This is a genomic window from Methylobacterium sp. J-090 (assembly GCF_022829345.1).
Lineage (GTDB): Bacteria > Pseudomonadota > Alphaproteobacteria > Rhizobiales > Beijerinckiaceae > Methylobacterium.
Genome location: NZ_JAKSXV010000089.1, coordinates 154,832 through 169,890, shown reverse-complemented (window position 1 = coordinate 169,890; position 15,059 = coordinate 154,832). Strand labels below are relative to the sequence as shown.

The window sequence follows — 15,059 nt, the reverse complement described above, 5'->3', positions numbered from 1 at the left end:
GACCCCGACCTCTATTCGACCACGACCTTGTACCCCTGGCCCGCCCGCAGGGCCGCACCGCGGTCGAGGCCGTTGAGGACGAGGAAGCGGTCGGCGGCCCGGTCGGGGACGAGCATGCGCTGGGCGAGCCCCTCCACCGTGTCGGCGGCGGTGGCCGTCACCACCTGCAGACGCAGGGGGCGCAGGGATTGGGTCTCGGCCGCGCCCACGGCCGCGAGGCTCTCGGTCCAGCGCCGGAAGGCGGCGTCGGGGTCCGTCGCCCCCTTGGCGGCCATGATCATCCGGAAGGTGGTGTCGCCCATGCGGATGGCGGCGAGACGGAAGGTCCAGTCCTTGCCGCGCGACAGTGCGGTGACGGCCGGGTTGCCGCCGATGGTCCGGTTCTCCGTCGATCCCGGCTCGACGGCGTCGTTCCAGGTCGCCTTCAGGACCTCTTCGAGGCCCTGTCCGGCCGGGTTCTCCACCTGATCGAACAGCAGGCGGCGGCTGCCCTCGGGCGTGGTGCCCAGGACCGCGTTGCGGGTGTTCTCGATGGTGAACCCGTCGGGTACCTCGAAGGCGATGCCGAGGCCGGGATGGAGGAAGCGGCGGCCGCGTACGAGGCCGTCGCCGGGATTGTCGCCGTAGGCGATGCCGTCCACCGCCGCGAGGTAGCGCGCCCGCTCATCGACCCCGAGGCCCGGCGCGCCGATGAGGCGCGCGGCCCGAGTAACGAGGGTGATGCGCTCCTGCGTGCCCGGATGGGTCGCGAGCATGTCGGGCTCGCCGGCCTGGCCCGTCCCGGTCTTCATGCCGGTGGTGCGGCTCAGGGAGCGCAGGAAGCGCCCGGCGCCGAACGGGTCGTAGCCGGCCCGCGCCAGGGTCTTCACCCCGGCGCCGTCGGCCTCGAGCTCCTGATCGCGGGAGAACCGCGCCAGGGCGAACTTCGACTGGCTCTGGAGCTGCGCGCCCGTCACCGGATCGTTGAGGACGTCGGCCACCACCTTGCTCACGAGCTGCGAGCGGAGCGCCAGTTCCGTGCGGGCCGTGGCATGGCGCAGGGTGACGTGGGCGATCTCGTGGGACAGGACGGCGGCGATCTCGGAAGTGTCGCTCGCGAGCGCCAGCAGGCCCCGGGTCACGTAGAGGCGACCGCTCGGCAGCGCGAAGGCGTTGATCACCGGCGAATCGAGCAGGGTGACGGCGTAGGTTTCCTCCGGCCGGTCCGTGGCGCGCACGAGGCGATCGGTGACCTCGGTGAGGAGCTTCAAGGCCGCGGGGGCGCGGTACTCGCCGCCGAAGGAGGCCACCAGCTTGGCGTGGTCGGCGTCGGTCGCGTTGCGTTCGCGGCCGGTGACGCGCGGCGCCTCCGGCGGCGCCCTGACGACGGCCGGCTGGAGGGTCGCCCCGGTCAGATCGCCGATGCAGCCCGAGACAAGGACCGACAGGAGCAGGACGCCCGCGCCCATGCGGACGCGATCACCCGTGCGGACGCGACCCCCGGGATTCGCCGCCGATCCGCTCCGTGTGCTCGACCCCCGCGTCATGGCCCCCAACATACCGATCAGCGCCCCTGCGCCGCGTCCAGGATTTCGATCATGTCCGCGCTCGCGACATCAAGGGTCGGACCGCGCCAGACCTCGACGACGCCCCGGACCCGGACGAGGCGCTCGCGCAGGGATACCGCACTCAAACCACGTTCCTGCAACTGGCGCCAAGTGCGTTTCGACACGGTTACGGTGAGCCCGTCCTCGCCGCGCCGGGCGAAGTCGAGATAGGTTCGCCGCGCCCGCTCCCCGACCCAGAGGACGCGCCCGCTGGCCACGACGAAGCGGCCGAGGCGGGTGCGCAGGGCGGCGCCGTCCCGGGCGTCCTGATCCGCCTCCCGCCACAGGCCCCGCCCGGCCCCACGCGCGCCCGCCTCCACGGCGAGAAGCCCGGGCCGGCACAGGCTGTCGCGCTCGCCCGCGTCGACGGCGGCGAGCCCCGCCTCGACGAGGCCCCCGGCGAGGTCGGCGGTGCCGTCGGCCCCCGTGGCGTCGAGATGGACCCGGCCCCAGCGGTCGGTCTCGCCGCGCGCCACGAGGGTGAGGGGCGTGCCCGCATGGGCGAGCAGCCAAATACGCGCCGCCTGCGCCCGGTCCGGTGCCTCCGGCCAGCGCAGGCCGTCGAGGACGCCGCGCGCCCCGGAGGCGAAGGCGAGTTCGCCCCGCGCGTCGACGGCGGTGAGGGCGGTGGCGGGCACGGGCGTGGTCCGGCATTCGGGGGCGACGGCCCCGGCCGGCGACCCAGCGCCGAATCCGGCGGCGAGGACCGTCAGGACGCGCGCGCCGAAGGCATGACGCCGATCCGTCCTGCGATCCGTCCTGGTCCTGCGATCCGCCATGATGGAACGCTCCTCCCGCGACCCGAGCGGGCCGTGACCCGAGCCGTCATTGTGGTCTCCGCCACCCCGAGGACAAGCAGGGTGCGGGCCGCGGCAGGCGTTTCGGGCGCCCTGCGGCAGGCCCGCAACACGGCCCCATCGGCGTGGTTGGCTTGGCCCCGGCGTTGGTGCTAGGAAGGCGTCGGTGAGTCTCCGTAGCTCAGCTGGACAGAGCACAGGTTTCCTAGACACAATTGGGCGCCGCGAGGGGAAACCGCGCGGCGGATCCGCTCAAATTCGGGGAAAGCCCGAGGGTCTGCCCAATCGCAGGCCCCGCCGATCCCGAGCCAAGCCCGTCATGCTCCCGCGAAGGGGCGGCGGGAAGGTGTAGAGACTAGACGGGCGGCACCTAACGGCACCTTCGGGCGCCCATGGTGAAGGGATAGTCCAGGCCACGAACGCACCCGCGAGGGGGCGGCGGCGGAAGCCGAAGTGGTATGAAACCTGGGGTCGCAGGTTCGAGCCCTGCCGGGGACGCCACCATTCACTCACGCCCGTGCCGCAGACGTTGCGGAATCGCGTGGCCTTAACCCGGTCTTCACGGGAATGGCCGAGCCTTTCTTCCGCAAGCTCCGGCGGGAGGCCGCGGCACGGAACGGGCAGGATGGCAGGCCAGAAGACCGACGCGCGCGACGTGCATGTGGGCCGGCGCATCGCCGAGCAGCGCAAGAAGGCGTCGCTGACCCAGAAGCGCGTGGCCGAGCGCTTCGGCATGTCCGCCGCCCAGCTGCAGAAATACGAGAAGGGCACCAACCGGATCAGCGCGCTCCACCTCGAGAGCTTCAGCCGGATGATCGGCGTGCCCGTCACGTACTTCTTCGAGGATCTCGTCCACACGGACGCCGAGCCCGATGCGGCCTTTCACGAAACGCCTCAGCAGCCCTACGTCGCCGGCGACAGCTGGCAGGGGCTCGTGGATGTGGTGGCCCGTCACGTCACGGAGCATTTTTCGGAGGAACGTCGCCGCGAATTGTCCGCCGCGATCCAGGCGCTCGACGCCAAGCTCAAACGTTGATTGGCGGACGATTCGTTCTTTTTATCGAACGCGTCCGGTTTTTCGGCTTGACCGTCCCGGTTCCCGGTGCAAGAACCGCGACCTTCCGTAGGCCGGGGCAGACGCATCGTATGAGGCGCACCCGAAAACCGGGTGTACCTGTCCCATGGCACGTTCCAACTACCTATTCACGAGCGAATCCGTCTCGGAAGGGCATCCGGACAAGGTCTGCGACCGCATCTCCGATACGGTGGTGGATGCCTACATCGCGGCGATGCCGGAAGCGCGTCTCGGCGTCGAGACCCTGGCCACCACCAACCGTATCGTCATCGCCGGCGAGGTCCGCGGTCCGGATTCCGTGACCTTCGAGCACCTCACCGAGCTCACCCGCGAGGCGGTGCGCGACATCGGCTACGAGCAGTCGGGCTTCCACTGGAAGAACAACGATATCGCCATCCACCTGCACGCCCAGTCGGCCGACATCGCCCAGGGCGTCGATTCGTCCGGCAACAAGGACGAAGGTGCCGGCGACCAGGGCATCATGTTCGGGTACGCGTCCGACGAGACGCCCGAGCTCATGCCGGCGCCGATCTACTACGCCCACAAGATCCTCAAGGACCTGGCCGACGCCCGCAAGGGCAAGCAGGGCGACGCGGCCAAGCTCGGCCCCGACGCCAAGAGCCAGGTCACCGTGCGCTATGAGAACGGCCGCCCCGTCGGCGTGACCCAGATCGTGCTCTCGACCCAGCACGTCGACGAGTCCCTCGATTCGGCCGACGTGCGCGCCATCGTCGAGCCCTACATCCTGAACGCCCTGCCGAAGGATTGGGTCTCCGAGGAGACCGTGTGGCACGTGAACCCCACGGGCAAGTTCGTCATCGGCGGCCCGGATGGCGACGCCGGCCTCACCGGCCGCAAGATCATCGTCGACACTTACGGCGGAGCCGCGCCCCACGGCGGCGGTGCCTTCTCGGGCAAGGACCCGACGAAGGTCGATCGCTCCGCCGCTTACGCCGCGCGCTACCTCGCCAAGAACGTGGTCGCCGCCGGTCTCGCGACGCGGGCCACCATCCAGCTCGCCTACGCCATCGGCGTCGCCAAGCCCCTGTCGATCTACGTCGATCTGCACGGCACCGGCCAGGTGGACGAGGCCAAGCTCGAGGACGTGCTCATGAACGCCTTCGACCTGTCGCCCCGCGGCATCCGGACGAAGCTCGGCCTCAATAGGCCGATCTACGCCCGCACCTCGGCCTACGGCCATTTCGGGCGGGCGCCCGAGGCCGATGGCGGTTTCTCGTGGGAGCGGGTCGACCTTGCCGACAGCCTCAAGTCGGCCCTGTCCTGATCCCATGACCATGGGGCGGGATGAACTCCCGCCCCTCCCGGGCGGGGACGTCGTGGAGGGCGCCGACCGCGCCTTCTTCGGGCGGCGCAAGGGCAAGCGCCTGCGGGCGGTCCAGGAGCAGCGCATCGCCGAGCTCCTACCGAGCCTGCGGGTGGCCCTTCCGCCGGACGCCGCCCCGCTCGATCCGGTCGGCCTGTTCCCTGTCCCCGTCGACGAGGTCTGGCTCGAGATCGGTTTCGGCGGCGGCGAGCATCTGGCCGCGCAGGCGAAGGCTCATCCGCGCGTGGGCATCATCGGCGCCGAGCCCTTCGTCAACGGCGTCGCCAAGCTGTTGCGGGCCGTGGATGACGGTGCCCTTCGAAATGTCCGTGTCTGGGACGAGGACGCGACGGCACTCCTCGCCGCGATCCCCGACTGTGCCCTGTCGCGGGTCTACCTGCTCTATCCCGATCCGTGGCCCAAGCGCCGCCAGCGCAAGCGCCGCTTCGTCTCGGACGAAGCCCTGCGCGAGGTCGCCCGCGTCCTCAAGCCCGGCGGCGTCTTCCGATTCGCCAGCGACATCGACGATTATGCCGGCTGGACCCTGGTGCGGACCGCCCGCTGCCCCGGCCTCGCCTGGACCGCCGCCTCCGCCGACGACTGGCGCCTGGCGTGGCCGGATTGGCCGGGCACGCGCTACGAGGCGAAGGCCCTCGCGGCCGGGCGGGCTCCCACTTATCTGGAGTTCCGGCGGGTCGCGACCGACTGACAACACGTCGCTCCTGTGGGAGACGTGTTTCCGTGGAAGGTCCCTCTTGCCTTCCGCCCTGCGAAAGCTTTGCATGCGCTCGGCGCAGCGATGCCCGGGACCGACGAAACGTTCCTGAAAACCGGGAAAGTCTTCGCGCGTCTCCGGCACGGTGTCGTGAGCGGGGTTGCGGATTGGGCGACGCGGCGGAACAGAACGGGATAGGCCCGGCCTCGCCTCACCCGGGCGAAGCCGCCGACGCGGCTTTCGCGGCGGCGGAGATCGGCCTCCTCACCCTGGACCTGCAGGAGGGTCGCATCCGGGCGGCCAATCCGCATCTGTGCATGCTGATGCGCTATCCCGCCGGCGACCTGACCGGTCTCGCCCTCGCCGATCTTGGGGAAGCGACGATCCCCGTGCCGGCCGGCCTCCGCCGCTGGCGCGCCGCCGACGGCAGCAGCGTCTATGTCCGCATTCGGCCTTCGCCTTCGACCGGTGCGGGGCAGGTTCTGGTGGTCGATGAGGCCGAGACGGACGATCTCGTGTCGGCCGTCGAGAACCAGGCCGCCTTGACGACCGCGGGCGTCGGGGAATGGCGTTTCGATGGGGAAACGCGTCTCGTGTCACTCTCGCGGCGTGCCGCGCATATCCTCGGCGACCGCCCAGGCGTCGGTCTTCCCTGGGCGACCCTGCGCGCCCGCTTGGAGACGGACGAGATCGCACGGGTCGAGGCTCAGGTCCGGACCGCCCTTGCGGAGGGCGGGCGGTTCGCCCTGCAATGCCGCCTGCGCCGGGCCGATGACGGGAGCGAAATCGATCTCAGCCTGCGGGGCGAGGCGAGCCGCGGCGGTGCGGACGGGCCCGCCGCCATCGTCGGCGTGGTGCAGGACATCACGGCCCAGGTCGCCGCCCGCACGGCCCTGCATGCTGGCGAACAGCGCCTGCGCATCGCCGCCTCCCTCGCGGCCCTCGGCATCTTCGAGTGGCACATGCTCGACGACCAGGCGGTCTGGGAGAACGCCCGCATGTTCGCGATCTTCGGGCGCACGGCCGAGGACGGGGCGGTGGGCAAGCGCGAGTTCCTGGAGCAGATCCTCCATCCCGACGACCGCGCCGCCTTCCGCTCGGCGATCTCGAATGCCCTGCGCGGCGATGCGGTCTTCAAGGCCACGGGCCGCATCAGGCGACGGAGCGACGGGGCCTGGCGGATCATCGATCTCGCCGGCCGCTTCGAGCGCGACGCCGCCCACCGGCTGCCGCGCCGGCTCATCGGCGTCGTCGCCGACGTCACCGAGCGGCGCATGGCCGAGGAACGCCAGACCCTGCTGATCCGCGAACTGCACCATCGGGTGAAGAACACGCTCGCGACGGTGCAGGCCATCGTCGGGTCCACGGCCCGCACCGCCTCCAGCATCGAGAGCTTCTACGAGGCGTTCGTCGGGCGGATCATGTCCCTGGCGCACACGCATTCGGTGCTCACCGAGGATACCTGGCAGACGGCGTCCCTGCGCAGCCTCCTCGTCAACGAACTGAAGCCCTACGCCGACGGCGCCCTGGACGGGGCGGGCGACGATGCCCGAATCCGCCTGGAGGGCCCGCCCGTCGACCTCGCCTCCGAGGTCGCCGTACCCGTCGGCATGGCGATCCACGAACTCACCACCAATGCGGCGAAGTACGGCGCGCTCTCGACCCCGGACGGGCGCGTGACGATCGTCTGGAGCCTCGCGCCGGACGGCCCGGCCGAGACCCTGCGGTTCGACTGGGTCGAGAGCGGCGGTCCGCGCGTGCGCCCGCCGACGCGCCAGGGCTTCGGCTCGCGCCTGCTCCAGCGTGTGCTGACGGCACAGGTCCGGGCGGACGTGGCGATGGATTATCCGCCGGACGGCTTCCGTCTGCGCATGCTGGCGCCGCTGCCCGTGCGCAACACGGTGCTCAACCCCCTGGCCTGAGGGCCGCGCCGGGTCGGGGTCAGGCGGCGCCGCGCGCGTCGTTTTCGCCGCCGGCCTCGACGAAGGCCTTCAGTTCGTCGAGGGACTCGAAGCTGAAGCGCCCGCGCGGCGTCTCGGCCTCGATGGAGCCGTTGGCGTACATCACGTAGGTGTTGCCGCCCGACGCGTAGGTTCCGACGATTTCGGGTTTTTCCTCGACGGCGGGCGGGGGAGGGGGCTCGGGGGTGATGTCCGCCATCGTGTCGAGGGTGGGATACAGGCGCACGGGCTCGCCGGTCGTGTCGGGGCCGGCGTCGAACAGCGCGAGGGTGCGCTGGTTCTCCGGCGCGGGGGACGCCTCCGCGACGAGTTCGGGCTCGGCCGGGGGCGGTGCGGCCAAGGATCCCTCACGATGCGCGTCGGGGACCGTCCTGGTCTCGTCCTCCGGCGGCAGAAGGTCGGGCAGCGGCGGCTCGATCTCCTCCGGGGTCGGCGGGGCCGGCAGATCGGGTTCCGGCGGATGCACGAAGGTCGGCTCCGGCCCGCGGCCCCGCGGGTCCGCATGGAGCGCTCCGCTCGATATGCCGGGCTCGAGGCCCGTGGTTCCGAGTCCGGTCGCACCAAGCCCTGTCGCTCCCAGACCCGCTGCTCCCAGACCGGCCGCCGCACCCATGGCGTCGAGGCCGAAGTCCCGCGGGTCGGGGCCGCCGAAGCTCGGCCGCTGTCGGACCGGCCGACCGTCGAGCGCGGGCATGGTCGACGGCGCGATGGTCGAGGCGGGCTCGAACAGGTCCGGCTCGGGGTCGCGGGACGGCAGGGCCGCCGCCGTCCTGGGCTCGGCCGAAGGCGCCTCCAGGCGCAGGGCGCCGAGGCGCCGTCCAAGACCGCGCAGGTGGCTCGCCACCGCCGCCAGGCCCAGGACCACGGCCCCGGCCGACGCCGTGGTCGCGCCGGCGACGGTCATCGCCATGCCGCTCTCGAGGCGCACGAAGGGAAACCCCTGGACGACCGACGCGACACCGCCGACGATCATCAGGACAGCAAGCGCGAACAGCGCAATGATCATGGAACTCTCGAAAAACGCCTGCACCCGGAGTGCGGCGCGCACAGTAAGGCCCTGCCGGCATTTTGCAAAATCGAAACGCCGGCCACAGGCCACGGGCCGTTCGGGCGTTGCCGCAGCGCAGGCATCGACTTACGTATCGGCGCGTTGGTTCGCAGGCGGCGGGCCGATCGTCGCGCCCGCCTTCGCCGCCACGCCGTACGACCGGAGAGAGTGCCGATGACCTTCACCCTGCCCGAACTGCCCTACGCCTACGATGCGCTCGGCCCCTACATGTCGAAGGAAACCCTCGAGTTCCACCACGACAAGCACCACAAGGCCTATGTCGATACGGGCAACAAGCTGCTCGAAGGCACGGGCCTCGAAGGCAAGAGCGTCGAGGAGGTGCTGGTTGCCGCCTACGGCAACAACCAGCCGCTCTTCAACAATGCCGGCCAGCACTACAACCACATCCACTTCTGGCAGTGGATGAAGCCCAACGGCGGCGGCGCCGTGCCGGGCGCGCTCGCCAAGAAGATCGACGAGGATCTCGGCGGGTTCGAGAAATTCAAGGCCGACTTCATCCAGGCCGGAATCGGCCAGTTCGGCTCCGGCTGGGCTTGGCTCGCCGTCAAGGACGGCAAGCTCGAGATCCAGAAGACTCCCAACGGCGAGAATCCCCTCGTCCACGGCGCCAAGCCGATCCTCGGCGTCGATGTCTGGGAGCACTCCTACTACATCGACTACCGCAACCGCCGGCCCGACTATCTCAAGGCGTTCATCGAGAACCTGGTGAACTGGGAGCACGTCGAGAAGATGTACGGCGAAGCCACCGCCTGATTGTTTCATAGGATGTGCGCCGCGAGCCCTCGGGCTTGCGGCGCTTTTTTATTGCCTGTCTATCAATGCGCGGCCTCTCCCTCGTGGGGAGAGCGGAGCCTCGTTCCACTCTTCATCTTCGATTGCACCCATGATCCGCTCCATCCTCTCCGTCGGCGGCTGGACGCTGGTGTCGCGGGTCACGGGGTTCGCCCGCGACGTGGTGATGGCCGCGATTCTCGGCGCCGGGCCCGTGGCCGACGCCTTCGTGGTGGCGTTCCGCCTGCCCAACCATTTCCGGGCTATTTTCGGCGAGGGGGCGTTCAACACCGCCTTCGTGCCGACCTATGCGGGCCTCGCCGAGGCGGCGGAAGCGGGCGCCGCCCGGCGCTTCGCCGACCGCATCTTCACCCTGATGCTGCTGGTGCAGATCGGCTTCCTGGCACTCGCCATGCCGGCGATGCCGTGGGTGGTCAAAGCCCTGGCGCCGGGCTTCTCCGACGATCCGGAGCGCTTCGCGCTCGCCGTCTCGCTGACCCGGATCACCTTCCCGTACCTCCTGTTCATGACCCTGGTGACCCTGTTCTCCGGGCTCCTCAACGCGCAACGGCGCTTCGCCGTGGCGGCGGGCGCGCCGGTCCTGCTCAACCTGTCGATGCTGGTGGCGCTCAGCCTGGCGTTCCTGTTCCCCAACGCCGCCTACGCCGCCGCCTGGGGCGTCTCGGTCTCCGGCGTGCTGCAATTCGCCCTCGTGTGGTGGGCCTGCCGGCGCGCCGGCATCGCCCCGACGCTGGTCGCACCCACCCTGCGCGATCCGGTCATGACGCGGTTCTTCAAGGTGCTCGGACCGGCGGTGGTCGGCTCGGCCGGATTCCAGATCGCGTCCTTCGCCGACACGATCATCGCGAGTTTCCTGCCCATCGGCGCGGTCTCGGCCTTGTACTACGCCGACCGGCTCTACCAGCTGCCCTTCGGCGTCATCGCCATCGCGGCCGGCACGGTGCTCCTGCCGGAGATGAGCCGGCGGATCGCGGCCGGCGACGCGGCCGGCGCGCATGCGGCGCAGAACCGGGCGGCGGGCTTCTCGCTGGCCCTGTCGGCGCCGTTCACCATCGCCTTCCTGATCCTGCCGGGTCTCATCATGGCGGCCCTGTTCCAGCGCGGCGCCTTCGGGGCCGAGGACGCGGCTCGCGCCGCCTCCGTGCTCGCCGCCTACGGACTGGCGCTGCCCGCCGTGGTGCTCCTGCGCAGCGCCCTGCCGAGCTTCTACGCCCGCCAGGACACGATGACGCCGCTCATCGCGTCGCTCACGGCCATCGCCATCAACGTCGGCCTGAAGATCGTTCTCACCGGGCCCTACGGCGTCACCGGCCTGGCGCTCGCCACTGCCATCGGCCAGTGGGTCAACCTCGCGATCCTGGTGGCGCTCGCCTGGCGGCGCGGCTGGATGGCGCCGAGCCGGGGGTTCGGCATCACGCTCATCGGCGTCGCGACCGCGTGCGCGGCGCTCACCGCCGTCGCCGTCTACGGCGTGCCCATGGCCGAGGGCCTCGTGCGGGCCCTGCCGCACCTGCGCGAGGTCGCGGTCCTGGGCGTCGTGGGCGCCGCCGGCGCGGTCGTCTACGCCGTGCTCCTGCTCGCCACCCTGCGGATCTTCGGCCTCAGCCTGCGCAGGCGCTGAAGCGCGCCGCATCCCCGTTCTCCTCGACGCCGACTCATGGTCGGGATCGAGGCGGTCCGGCGGACGACCGCCGCCGCGCGGTCGCGCGGGCAGACCCCGATGGGCCGGGCCCATCGAGGCCTGGTCAGGCCGCCCGCACCGAGGCGAGGAAGTGCGAGACCTGGGCGCGCAGGTCCTCGGACTGCCGCGAGAGTTCGGAAGCCGAGGACAGCACCTGGGCCGCCGCCGCCCCGGTCTCCTCGGCCGCCGCTGCGACCCCGATGACGTTGCGGGTCACCGCGCCGGTGCCCGTGGCCGCCTCGCTGACGTTGCGCACGATCTCCTGGGTCGCCGCCCCCTGCTCCTCGACGGCCGCCGCGATGGAGGTCGCGACGTCGCTGATCTCGCGGATGCGCGTGGTGATGCCGCCGATGGCCGCCACCGCCTGACCCGTCGAGGTCTGGATGCGGCCGATCTGGCCGGTGATCTCGTCGGTGGCCCGCGCCGTCTGGTTGGCGAGTTCTTTGACCTCCGCCGCCACGACGGCAAAACCCCGTCCGGCCTCGCCGGCCCGTGCCGCCTCGATGGTGGCGTTCAGCGCCAGCAGGTTGGTCTGGCCCGCGATGGTCGAGATCAGAGCAACCACGTCACCGATCTTCGCGGCGGTCTCGCTGAGGTCGCGCACGAGGGCGGCGGTCTCGCCCGCCTCGGTGACGGCGATGCGCGCCAGGTTGGCCGACCCCTGCACCTGCCGGCCGATCTCCTCCACGGACGAGCCGAGTTCCTCGGCCGCCGCCGCGACGGTGGTGACGTTGGTGGCCGCCTCGTCGGCCGCCGCTGCGACACTCGTGGAGCGCCCGGCGGTCTCCGACGCCGTCTCCGACATGCTGCCGGCGGTCGCCTGGAGTTCGGTCGCCGCGGCACTCACCTGCGCGACGATGCCGCCCACGGCCGCCTCGAACCCTTTGGCGAGCCGCAGGGTCGCCGCCCGGCGCTGGGCCTCGGCGTCGAGGCGGGCGAGGCGGGTCTCCTCCTCCAGGGCGCGGGTTGCGATGATGTTGTCCTTGAACACCTGGACGGCGCCCGCCATCGCGCCGATCTCGTCGCCGCGCCCGGCCCCCGGCACCTCGGCCGCGACATCGCCCTGCGCGAGGCGGTCCATGGCCCGGGTCATCCGCTGCAGCGGCGCGCTGACGCCCAGGGCGAGAAGCACCGCCGCGCCGATGGCGCAGAGGAGCGCCACCCCGACGAGGATCGTGGTGGTCAGGACGGCGGTGTCGTAGGTTTCCTGGGCGTGGACGCCGCTCGTGCGGGCCGTCCGGTCCTCGAGGTCGATGAGCTTCTGGAGTTCGCCCAGCACGAGGTTCACCCCCGTGGACAGGACCGTGTTGAAGGTGCGCTGGGCATTGGCGGTGTTTCCGGCCCGCACATCGGCGGCCGCGCCCTCCCGCAGGGCATTGTAGGCCGCCCACTGCGTCTCGAACGCAGCATAGAGCGTCCGGGCTTCCGGGCTCGCCGGCCGTGCCGCGAAGGCGGCCTGGACATCGCGCATCTCGGAATCCCGCTTGGCGAGGGTGGCCGTGATCTCGGCGCGCAGGGCGTCCGTATCGGCGCTCACGAGCCGGGCCCCGTTCGTCCGCGTGCGCAGAATGAGGACTTGCATCTTCGCGAGAAGTTGAACGGTGGGCAAATGGTCGTCGCGCATCTCCCGTGCGACGGTGTTCACGGCATTCAACTGGAAGAGGGACAGGGCGCCCAGCGCCAGCACCAGCAGGAAGATCACGCCGAAGCTGAGGCCGAGCTTCGCGCGGATGGATAGAGTCTTGAATGACATCGCTCGTCTCGACCAAGGGGTCCGGATAAGCTCCATCAAGTTTGCCAGTTTCCTGAAGGCTCCGTTAAGGATGCCTCGCAAATCGTCACCCGCCGGCACGGCGGCGCGGCGGGCGCTTTTCGGGAGACACGCCGCCCTGCCCCCCTCGCGGCGAACCGGCCTACCCCGTCACTCCCAGCCCAGGGCCGCGCCGACGAGGCGCTTGGCGTCCGGACTGCTCCATTCGGCCGGCCCTTTCATGACGCCGAGCGTGCAGCCCTTGGCATCGACCAGCATCGTCGTCGGCAGGCCCTGGGAGCCGGTGTCCTTCTGGATCGCCGGCAGCACCCGGCCGCCCGGATCGGCGTAGTTGGCGAGGTGCGCGATGCCGTTGTCCCGGAGCCATTGCGGCGGCTTGTCGAGGTTGCGGGTATCGACGTTGATGGCCACCACGGCGAAATCCGGGCCGCCCATCTCCGCCTGGAGCCGGTCGAGGGCGGGCATCTCGGCCTTGCAGGGGCCGCACCACGTCGCCCACAGGTTGACCAGCAGCAACCGACCCTTGAGGGCGGAGAGCGTCGTGTCGGCGCCGTCCGGGCCCTTGAACGTCAGGTCCGGGGCCGGGCGGGGCGTCTCCGCGGCCTGGAGCGCCGCGACTTCGCCGCGGGCGAACGGGGCCAGCCGTGTGATCGTTACGGCTGAGCCGGCGCACGGACCGGTGTTGCCGCCGGTCGGACCCGTCCCGTATACGGCAAGCCCTACGCCGAGGGCGGCGGCGAGGACGGCCCCGCCGGCGAGCATCGCCTTGGTGCCGGGCATCATCGTTGCTTGCTCCGATGGGCGAGCAGGACGGCTGGAAGGACGTTTGAGAGCATGAGCAACCGGATGTGGGGCGGGCGCTTCGCGAGCGGCCCCGCCGAGATCATGGAGGAGATCAACGCCTCCATCGGGTTCGACAAGCGCCTCGCGCCCCAGGACATCCGCGGCTCCCTGGCGCACGTGACCATGCTGGGGGCAACTGGCATCCTGCCGCGTGCCGATGTGGCGGCGATTCAAGACGGTCTCAAGGCGGTGCAGGCGGAAATCGAGGGCGGCGGCTTCGTGTTCCGGCGCGAACTCGAGGACATCCACATGTCCGTCGAGAGCCGTCTCACCGAAATCGTCGGCCCGGCCGCCGGGCGCCTGCACACGGCGCGCTCGCGCAACGACCAGGTCGCCACCGACATGAAGCTGTGGGTGCGCGACACCCTCGACGGCCTCGACGCCCAGGTCGCCGACCTGCAGAAGGCCCTGGCCGAGAAGGCGCTGGCGCACGCCGGCACGGTGATGCCCGGCTTCACCCACCTGCAATCGGCCCAGCCCGTCACCTTCGGCCACCATTGCCTCGCCTATGTCGAGATGCTGGCGCGCGACCGGGGCCGCTTCCGCGATGCCCGTGCCCGCCTGAACGAGTGCCCGCTCGGCGCGGCGGCGCTCGCCGGCACCTCCTTCCCCATCGACCGGCACGCCACGGCGGCTTCCCTCGGCTTCGACCGGCCGACGGCGAATTCCCTCGATTCCGTGGCCGACCGCGACTTCGCCCTCGAATCGCTCGCCGCCGCCTCGATCTGCGCCGTGCACCTCTCGCGCTTCGCCGAGGAACTCGTGGTGTGGACCTCGGCGCAGTTCGATTTCGTGCGCCTGTCGGACGGCTACACCACCGGCTCGTCGATCATGCCGCAGAAGCGCAACCCCGATGCCGCCGAACTCGTCCGGGCGAAATCCGGCCGGGTCATCGGTGCGCTGACCGGCCTCCTGATCGTCATGAAGGGCCTGCCGCTCGCCTATTCGAAGGACATGCAGGAGGACAAGGAAGGCACCTTCGACGCCCTCCAGGCCCTGTCCCTGTGTCTGGCCGCCATGACCGGCATGGTGCGCGACCTCGAGCCCAACGCCCCCGTCCTCGCGCGGGCCGCCGGCTCCGGCTACGCCACGGCCACGGACCTCGCCGACTGGCTGGTGCGCGAACTCGGCCTGCCTTTCCGCGAGGCCCATCACGTCACCGGCCGCCTCGTCGGCACGGCGTCCGCCCGCGGCGTCGGGCTGGAGGAACTCACCCTCGCGGAGATGCAGGCCGCGGAGCCCCGGATCACGCAGGCGGTCTATGCCGTGCTGGGTGTGGAGAACTCCGTGTCGAGCCGCACGAGCTACGGCGGCACCGCGCCCGACAACGTGCGAGCTCAGGCCACCCGCTGGCTCGAGCGGCTTGGCGACGCCCCCGCGCCGTGAGAGCTTGAGGAAAAGCTGGACCGTGCCGCATGGCGTTCACGGTCCAGCTATGTGATCCT

General features: G+C 70.9%; 12 protein-coding genes. 7 read left to right on the top strand and 5 right to left on the bottom strand.

Going from position 1 to position 15,059, the window contains the following annotated elements; all coding sequences use genetic code 11:
* Positions 1–11: 11 nt before the first annotated feature.
* A complete protein-coding gene (locus MKK49_RS15890; protein WP_244030090.1) occupies positions 12–1,448 on the bottom strand; it encodes a M48 family metalloprotease in 1,437 nt (478 codons plus the stop codon).
* Positions 1,449–1,543: 95 nt separating this feature from the next.
* A complete protein-coding gene (locus MKK49_RS15885) occupies positions 1,544–2,365 on the bottom strand; it encodes a thermonuclease family protein (protein ID WP_244030088.1) in 822 nt (273 codons plus the stop codon).
* A 643-nt stretch (positions 2,366–3,008) separates the two neighbouring features.
* Here MKK49_RS15885 and MKK49_RS15880 point away from each other — a divergent pair.
* The 4 genes from MKK49_RS15880 (at position 3,009) to MKK49_RS15865 (ending at position 7,419) form a co-directional block, all read left to right on the top strand.
* Positions 3,009–3,419: a helix-turn-helix domain-containing protein gene (locus MKK49_RS15880; protein WP_244030086.1), complete on the top strand. Its 411-nt coding sequence runs from the start codon at positions 3,009–3,011 to the stop codon at positions 3,417–3,419.
* Between the two features lie 145 nt (positions 3,420–3,564).
* The gene (gene metK / locus MKK49_RS15875) at positions 3,565–4,743 is read left to right on the top strand and encodes a methionine adenosyltransferase (protein ID WP_244030084.1); all 1,179 of its coding nucleotides are present in this window, start codon (positions 3,565–3,567) and stop codon (positions 4,741–4,743) included.
* Between the two features lie 4 nt (positions 4,744–4,747).
* The gene (locus tag MKK49_RS15870; protein WP_409565086.1) at positions 4,748–5,491 is read left to right on the top strand and encodes a tRNA (guanine(46)-N(7))-methyltransferase TrmB; all 744 of its coding nucleotides are present in this window, start codon (positions 4,748–4,750) and stop codon (positions 5,489–5,491) included.
* A 173-nt stretch (positions 5,492–5,664) separates the two neighbouring features.
* On the top strand, positions 5,665–7,419 hold the full coding sequence (locus tag MKK49_RS15865) for a sensor histidine kinase (RefSeq protein ID WP_409565085.1): 1,755 nt from the start codon (positions 5,665–5,667) through the stop codon (positions 7,417–7,419).
* Between the two features lie 19 nt (positions 7,420–7,438).
* Here the strand turns inward: MKK49_RS15865 and MKK49_RS15860 are convergent, their stop codons facing one another.
* Positions 7,439–8,464, bottom strand: a complete 1,026-nt coding sequence (locus MKK49_RS15860; RefSeq protein WP_244030080.1) for a hypothetical protein — start codon at positions 8,462–8,464, stop codon at positions 7,439–7,441.
* 216 nt (positions 8,465–8,680) lie between these two features.
* Here MKK49_RS15860 and MKK49_RS15855 point away from each other — a divergent pair, with 216 nt between their 5' ends.
* Both MKK49_RS15855 and murJ read left to right on the top strand, forming a co-directional pair.
* On the top strand, positions 8,681–9,280 hold the full coding sequence (locus MKK49_RS15855) for a superoxide dismutase (RefSeq protein ID WP_244030078.1): 600 nt from the start codon (positions 8,681–8,683) through the stop codon (positions 9,278–9,280).
* A gap of 130 nt (positions 9,281–9,410) precedes the next feature.
* A complete protein-coding gene (murJ, locus tag MKK49_RS15850; protein WP_244030076.1) occupies positions 9,411–10,940 on the top strand; it encodes a murein biosynthesis integral membrane protein MurJ in 1,530 nt (509 codons plus the stop codon).
* A 124-nt stretch (positions 10,941–11,064) separates the two neighbouring features.
* Here murJ and MKK49_RS15845 read toward each other — a convergent pair whose 3' ends face one another.
* Positions 11,065–12,753, bottom strand: coding sequence for a methyl-accepting chemotaxis protein (locus tag MKK49_RS15845; protein WP_244030074.1), 1,689 nt, complete (start codon positions 12,751–12,753; stop codon positions 11,065–11,067).
* Between the two features lie 168 nt (positions 12,754–12,921).
* Entirely contained in the window at positions 12,922–13,551 is a 630-nt protein-coding gene (gene tlpA, locus MKK49_RS15840; RefSeq protein WP_244030204.1) for a thiol:disulfide interchange protein TlpA, read from the bottom strand.
* Between the two features lie 54 nt (positions 13,552–13,605).
* On the opposite strand from tlpA, the gene argH reads away from it, so the two are divergent.
* Positions 13,606–15,000, top strand: a complete 1,395-nt coding sequence (gene argH, locus MKK49_RS15835; RefSeq protein WP_244030072.1) for an argininosuccinate lyase — start codon at positions 13,606–13,608, stop codon at positions 14,998–15,000.
* Positions 15,001–15,059: the final 59 nt, after the last annotated feature.

Bases quoted from the DNA above. Each gene is read 5' to 3' on its own strand.
- MKK49_RS15890 (WP_244030090.1), bottom strand. From the start codon at position 1,448: ATGGGCGCGGGCGTCCTGCTCCTGTCGGTCCTTGTCTCGGGCTGCATC.
- MKK49_RS15885 (WP_244030088.1), bottom strand. From the start codon at position 2,365: ATGGCGGATCGCAGGACCAGGACGGATCGCAGGACGGATCGGCGTCAT.
- MKK49_RS15880 (WP_244030086.1), top strand. From the start codon at position 3,009: ATGGCAGGCCAGAAGACCGACGCGCGCGACGTGCATGTGGGCCGGCGC.
- metK (WP_244030084.1), top strand. From the start codon at position 3,565: ATGGCACGTTCCAACTACCTATTCACGAGCGAATCCGTCTCGGAAGGG.
- MKK49_RS15870 (WP_409565086.1), top strand. From the start codon at position 4,748: ATGACCATGGGGCGGGATGAACTCCCGCCCCTCCCGGGCGGGGACGTC.
- MKK49_RS15860 (WP_244030080.1), bottom strand. From the start codon at position 8,464: ATGATCATTGCGCTGTTCGCGCTTGCTGTCCTGATGATCGTCGGCGGT.
- MKK49_RS15855 (WP_244030078.1), top strand. From the start codon at position 8,681: ATGACCTTCACCCTGCCCGAACTGCCCTACGCCTACGATGCGCTCGGC.
- murJ (WP_244030076.1), top strand. From the start codon at position 9,411: ATGATCCGCTCCATCCTCTCCGTCGGCGGCTGGACGCTGGTGTCGCGG.
- MKK49_RS15845 (WP_244030074.1), bottom strand. From the start codon at position 12,753: ATGTCATTCAAGACTCTATCCATCCGCGCGAAGCTCGGCCTCAGCTTC.
- tlpA (WP_244030204.1), bottom strand. From the start codon at position 13,551: ATGCCCGGCACCAAGGCGATGCTCGCCGGCGGGGCCGTCCTCGCCGCC.
- argH (WP_244030072.1), top strand. From the start codon at position 13,606: ATGAGCAACCGGATGTGGGGCGGGCGCTTCGCGAGCGGCCCCGCCGAG.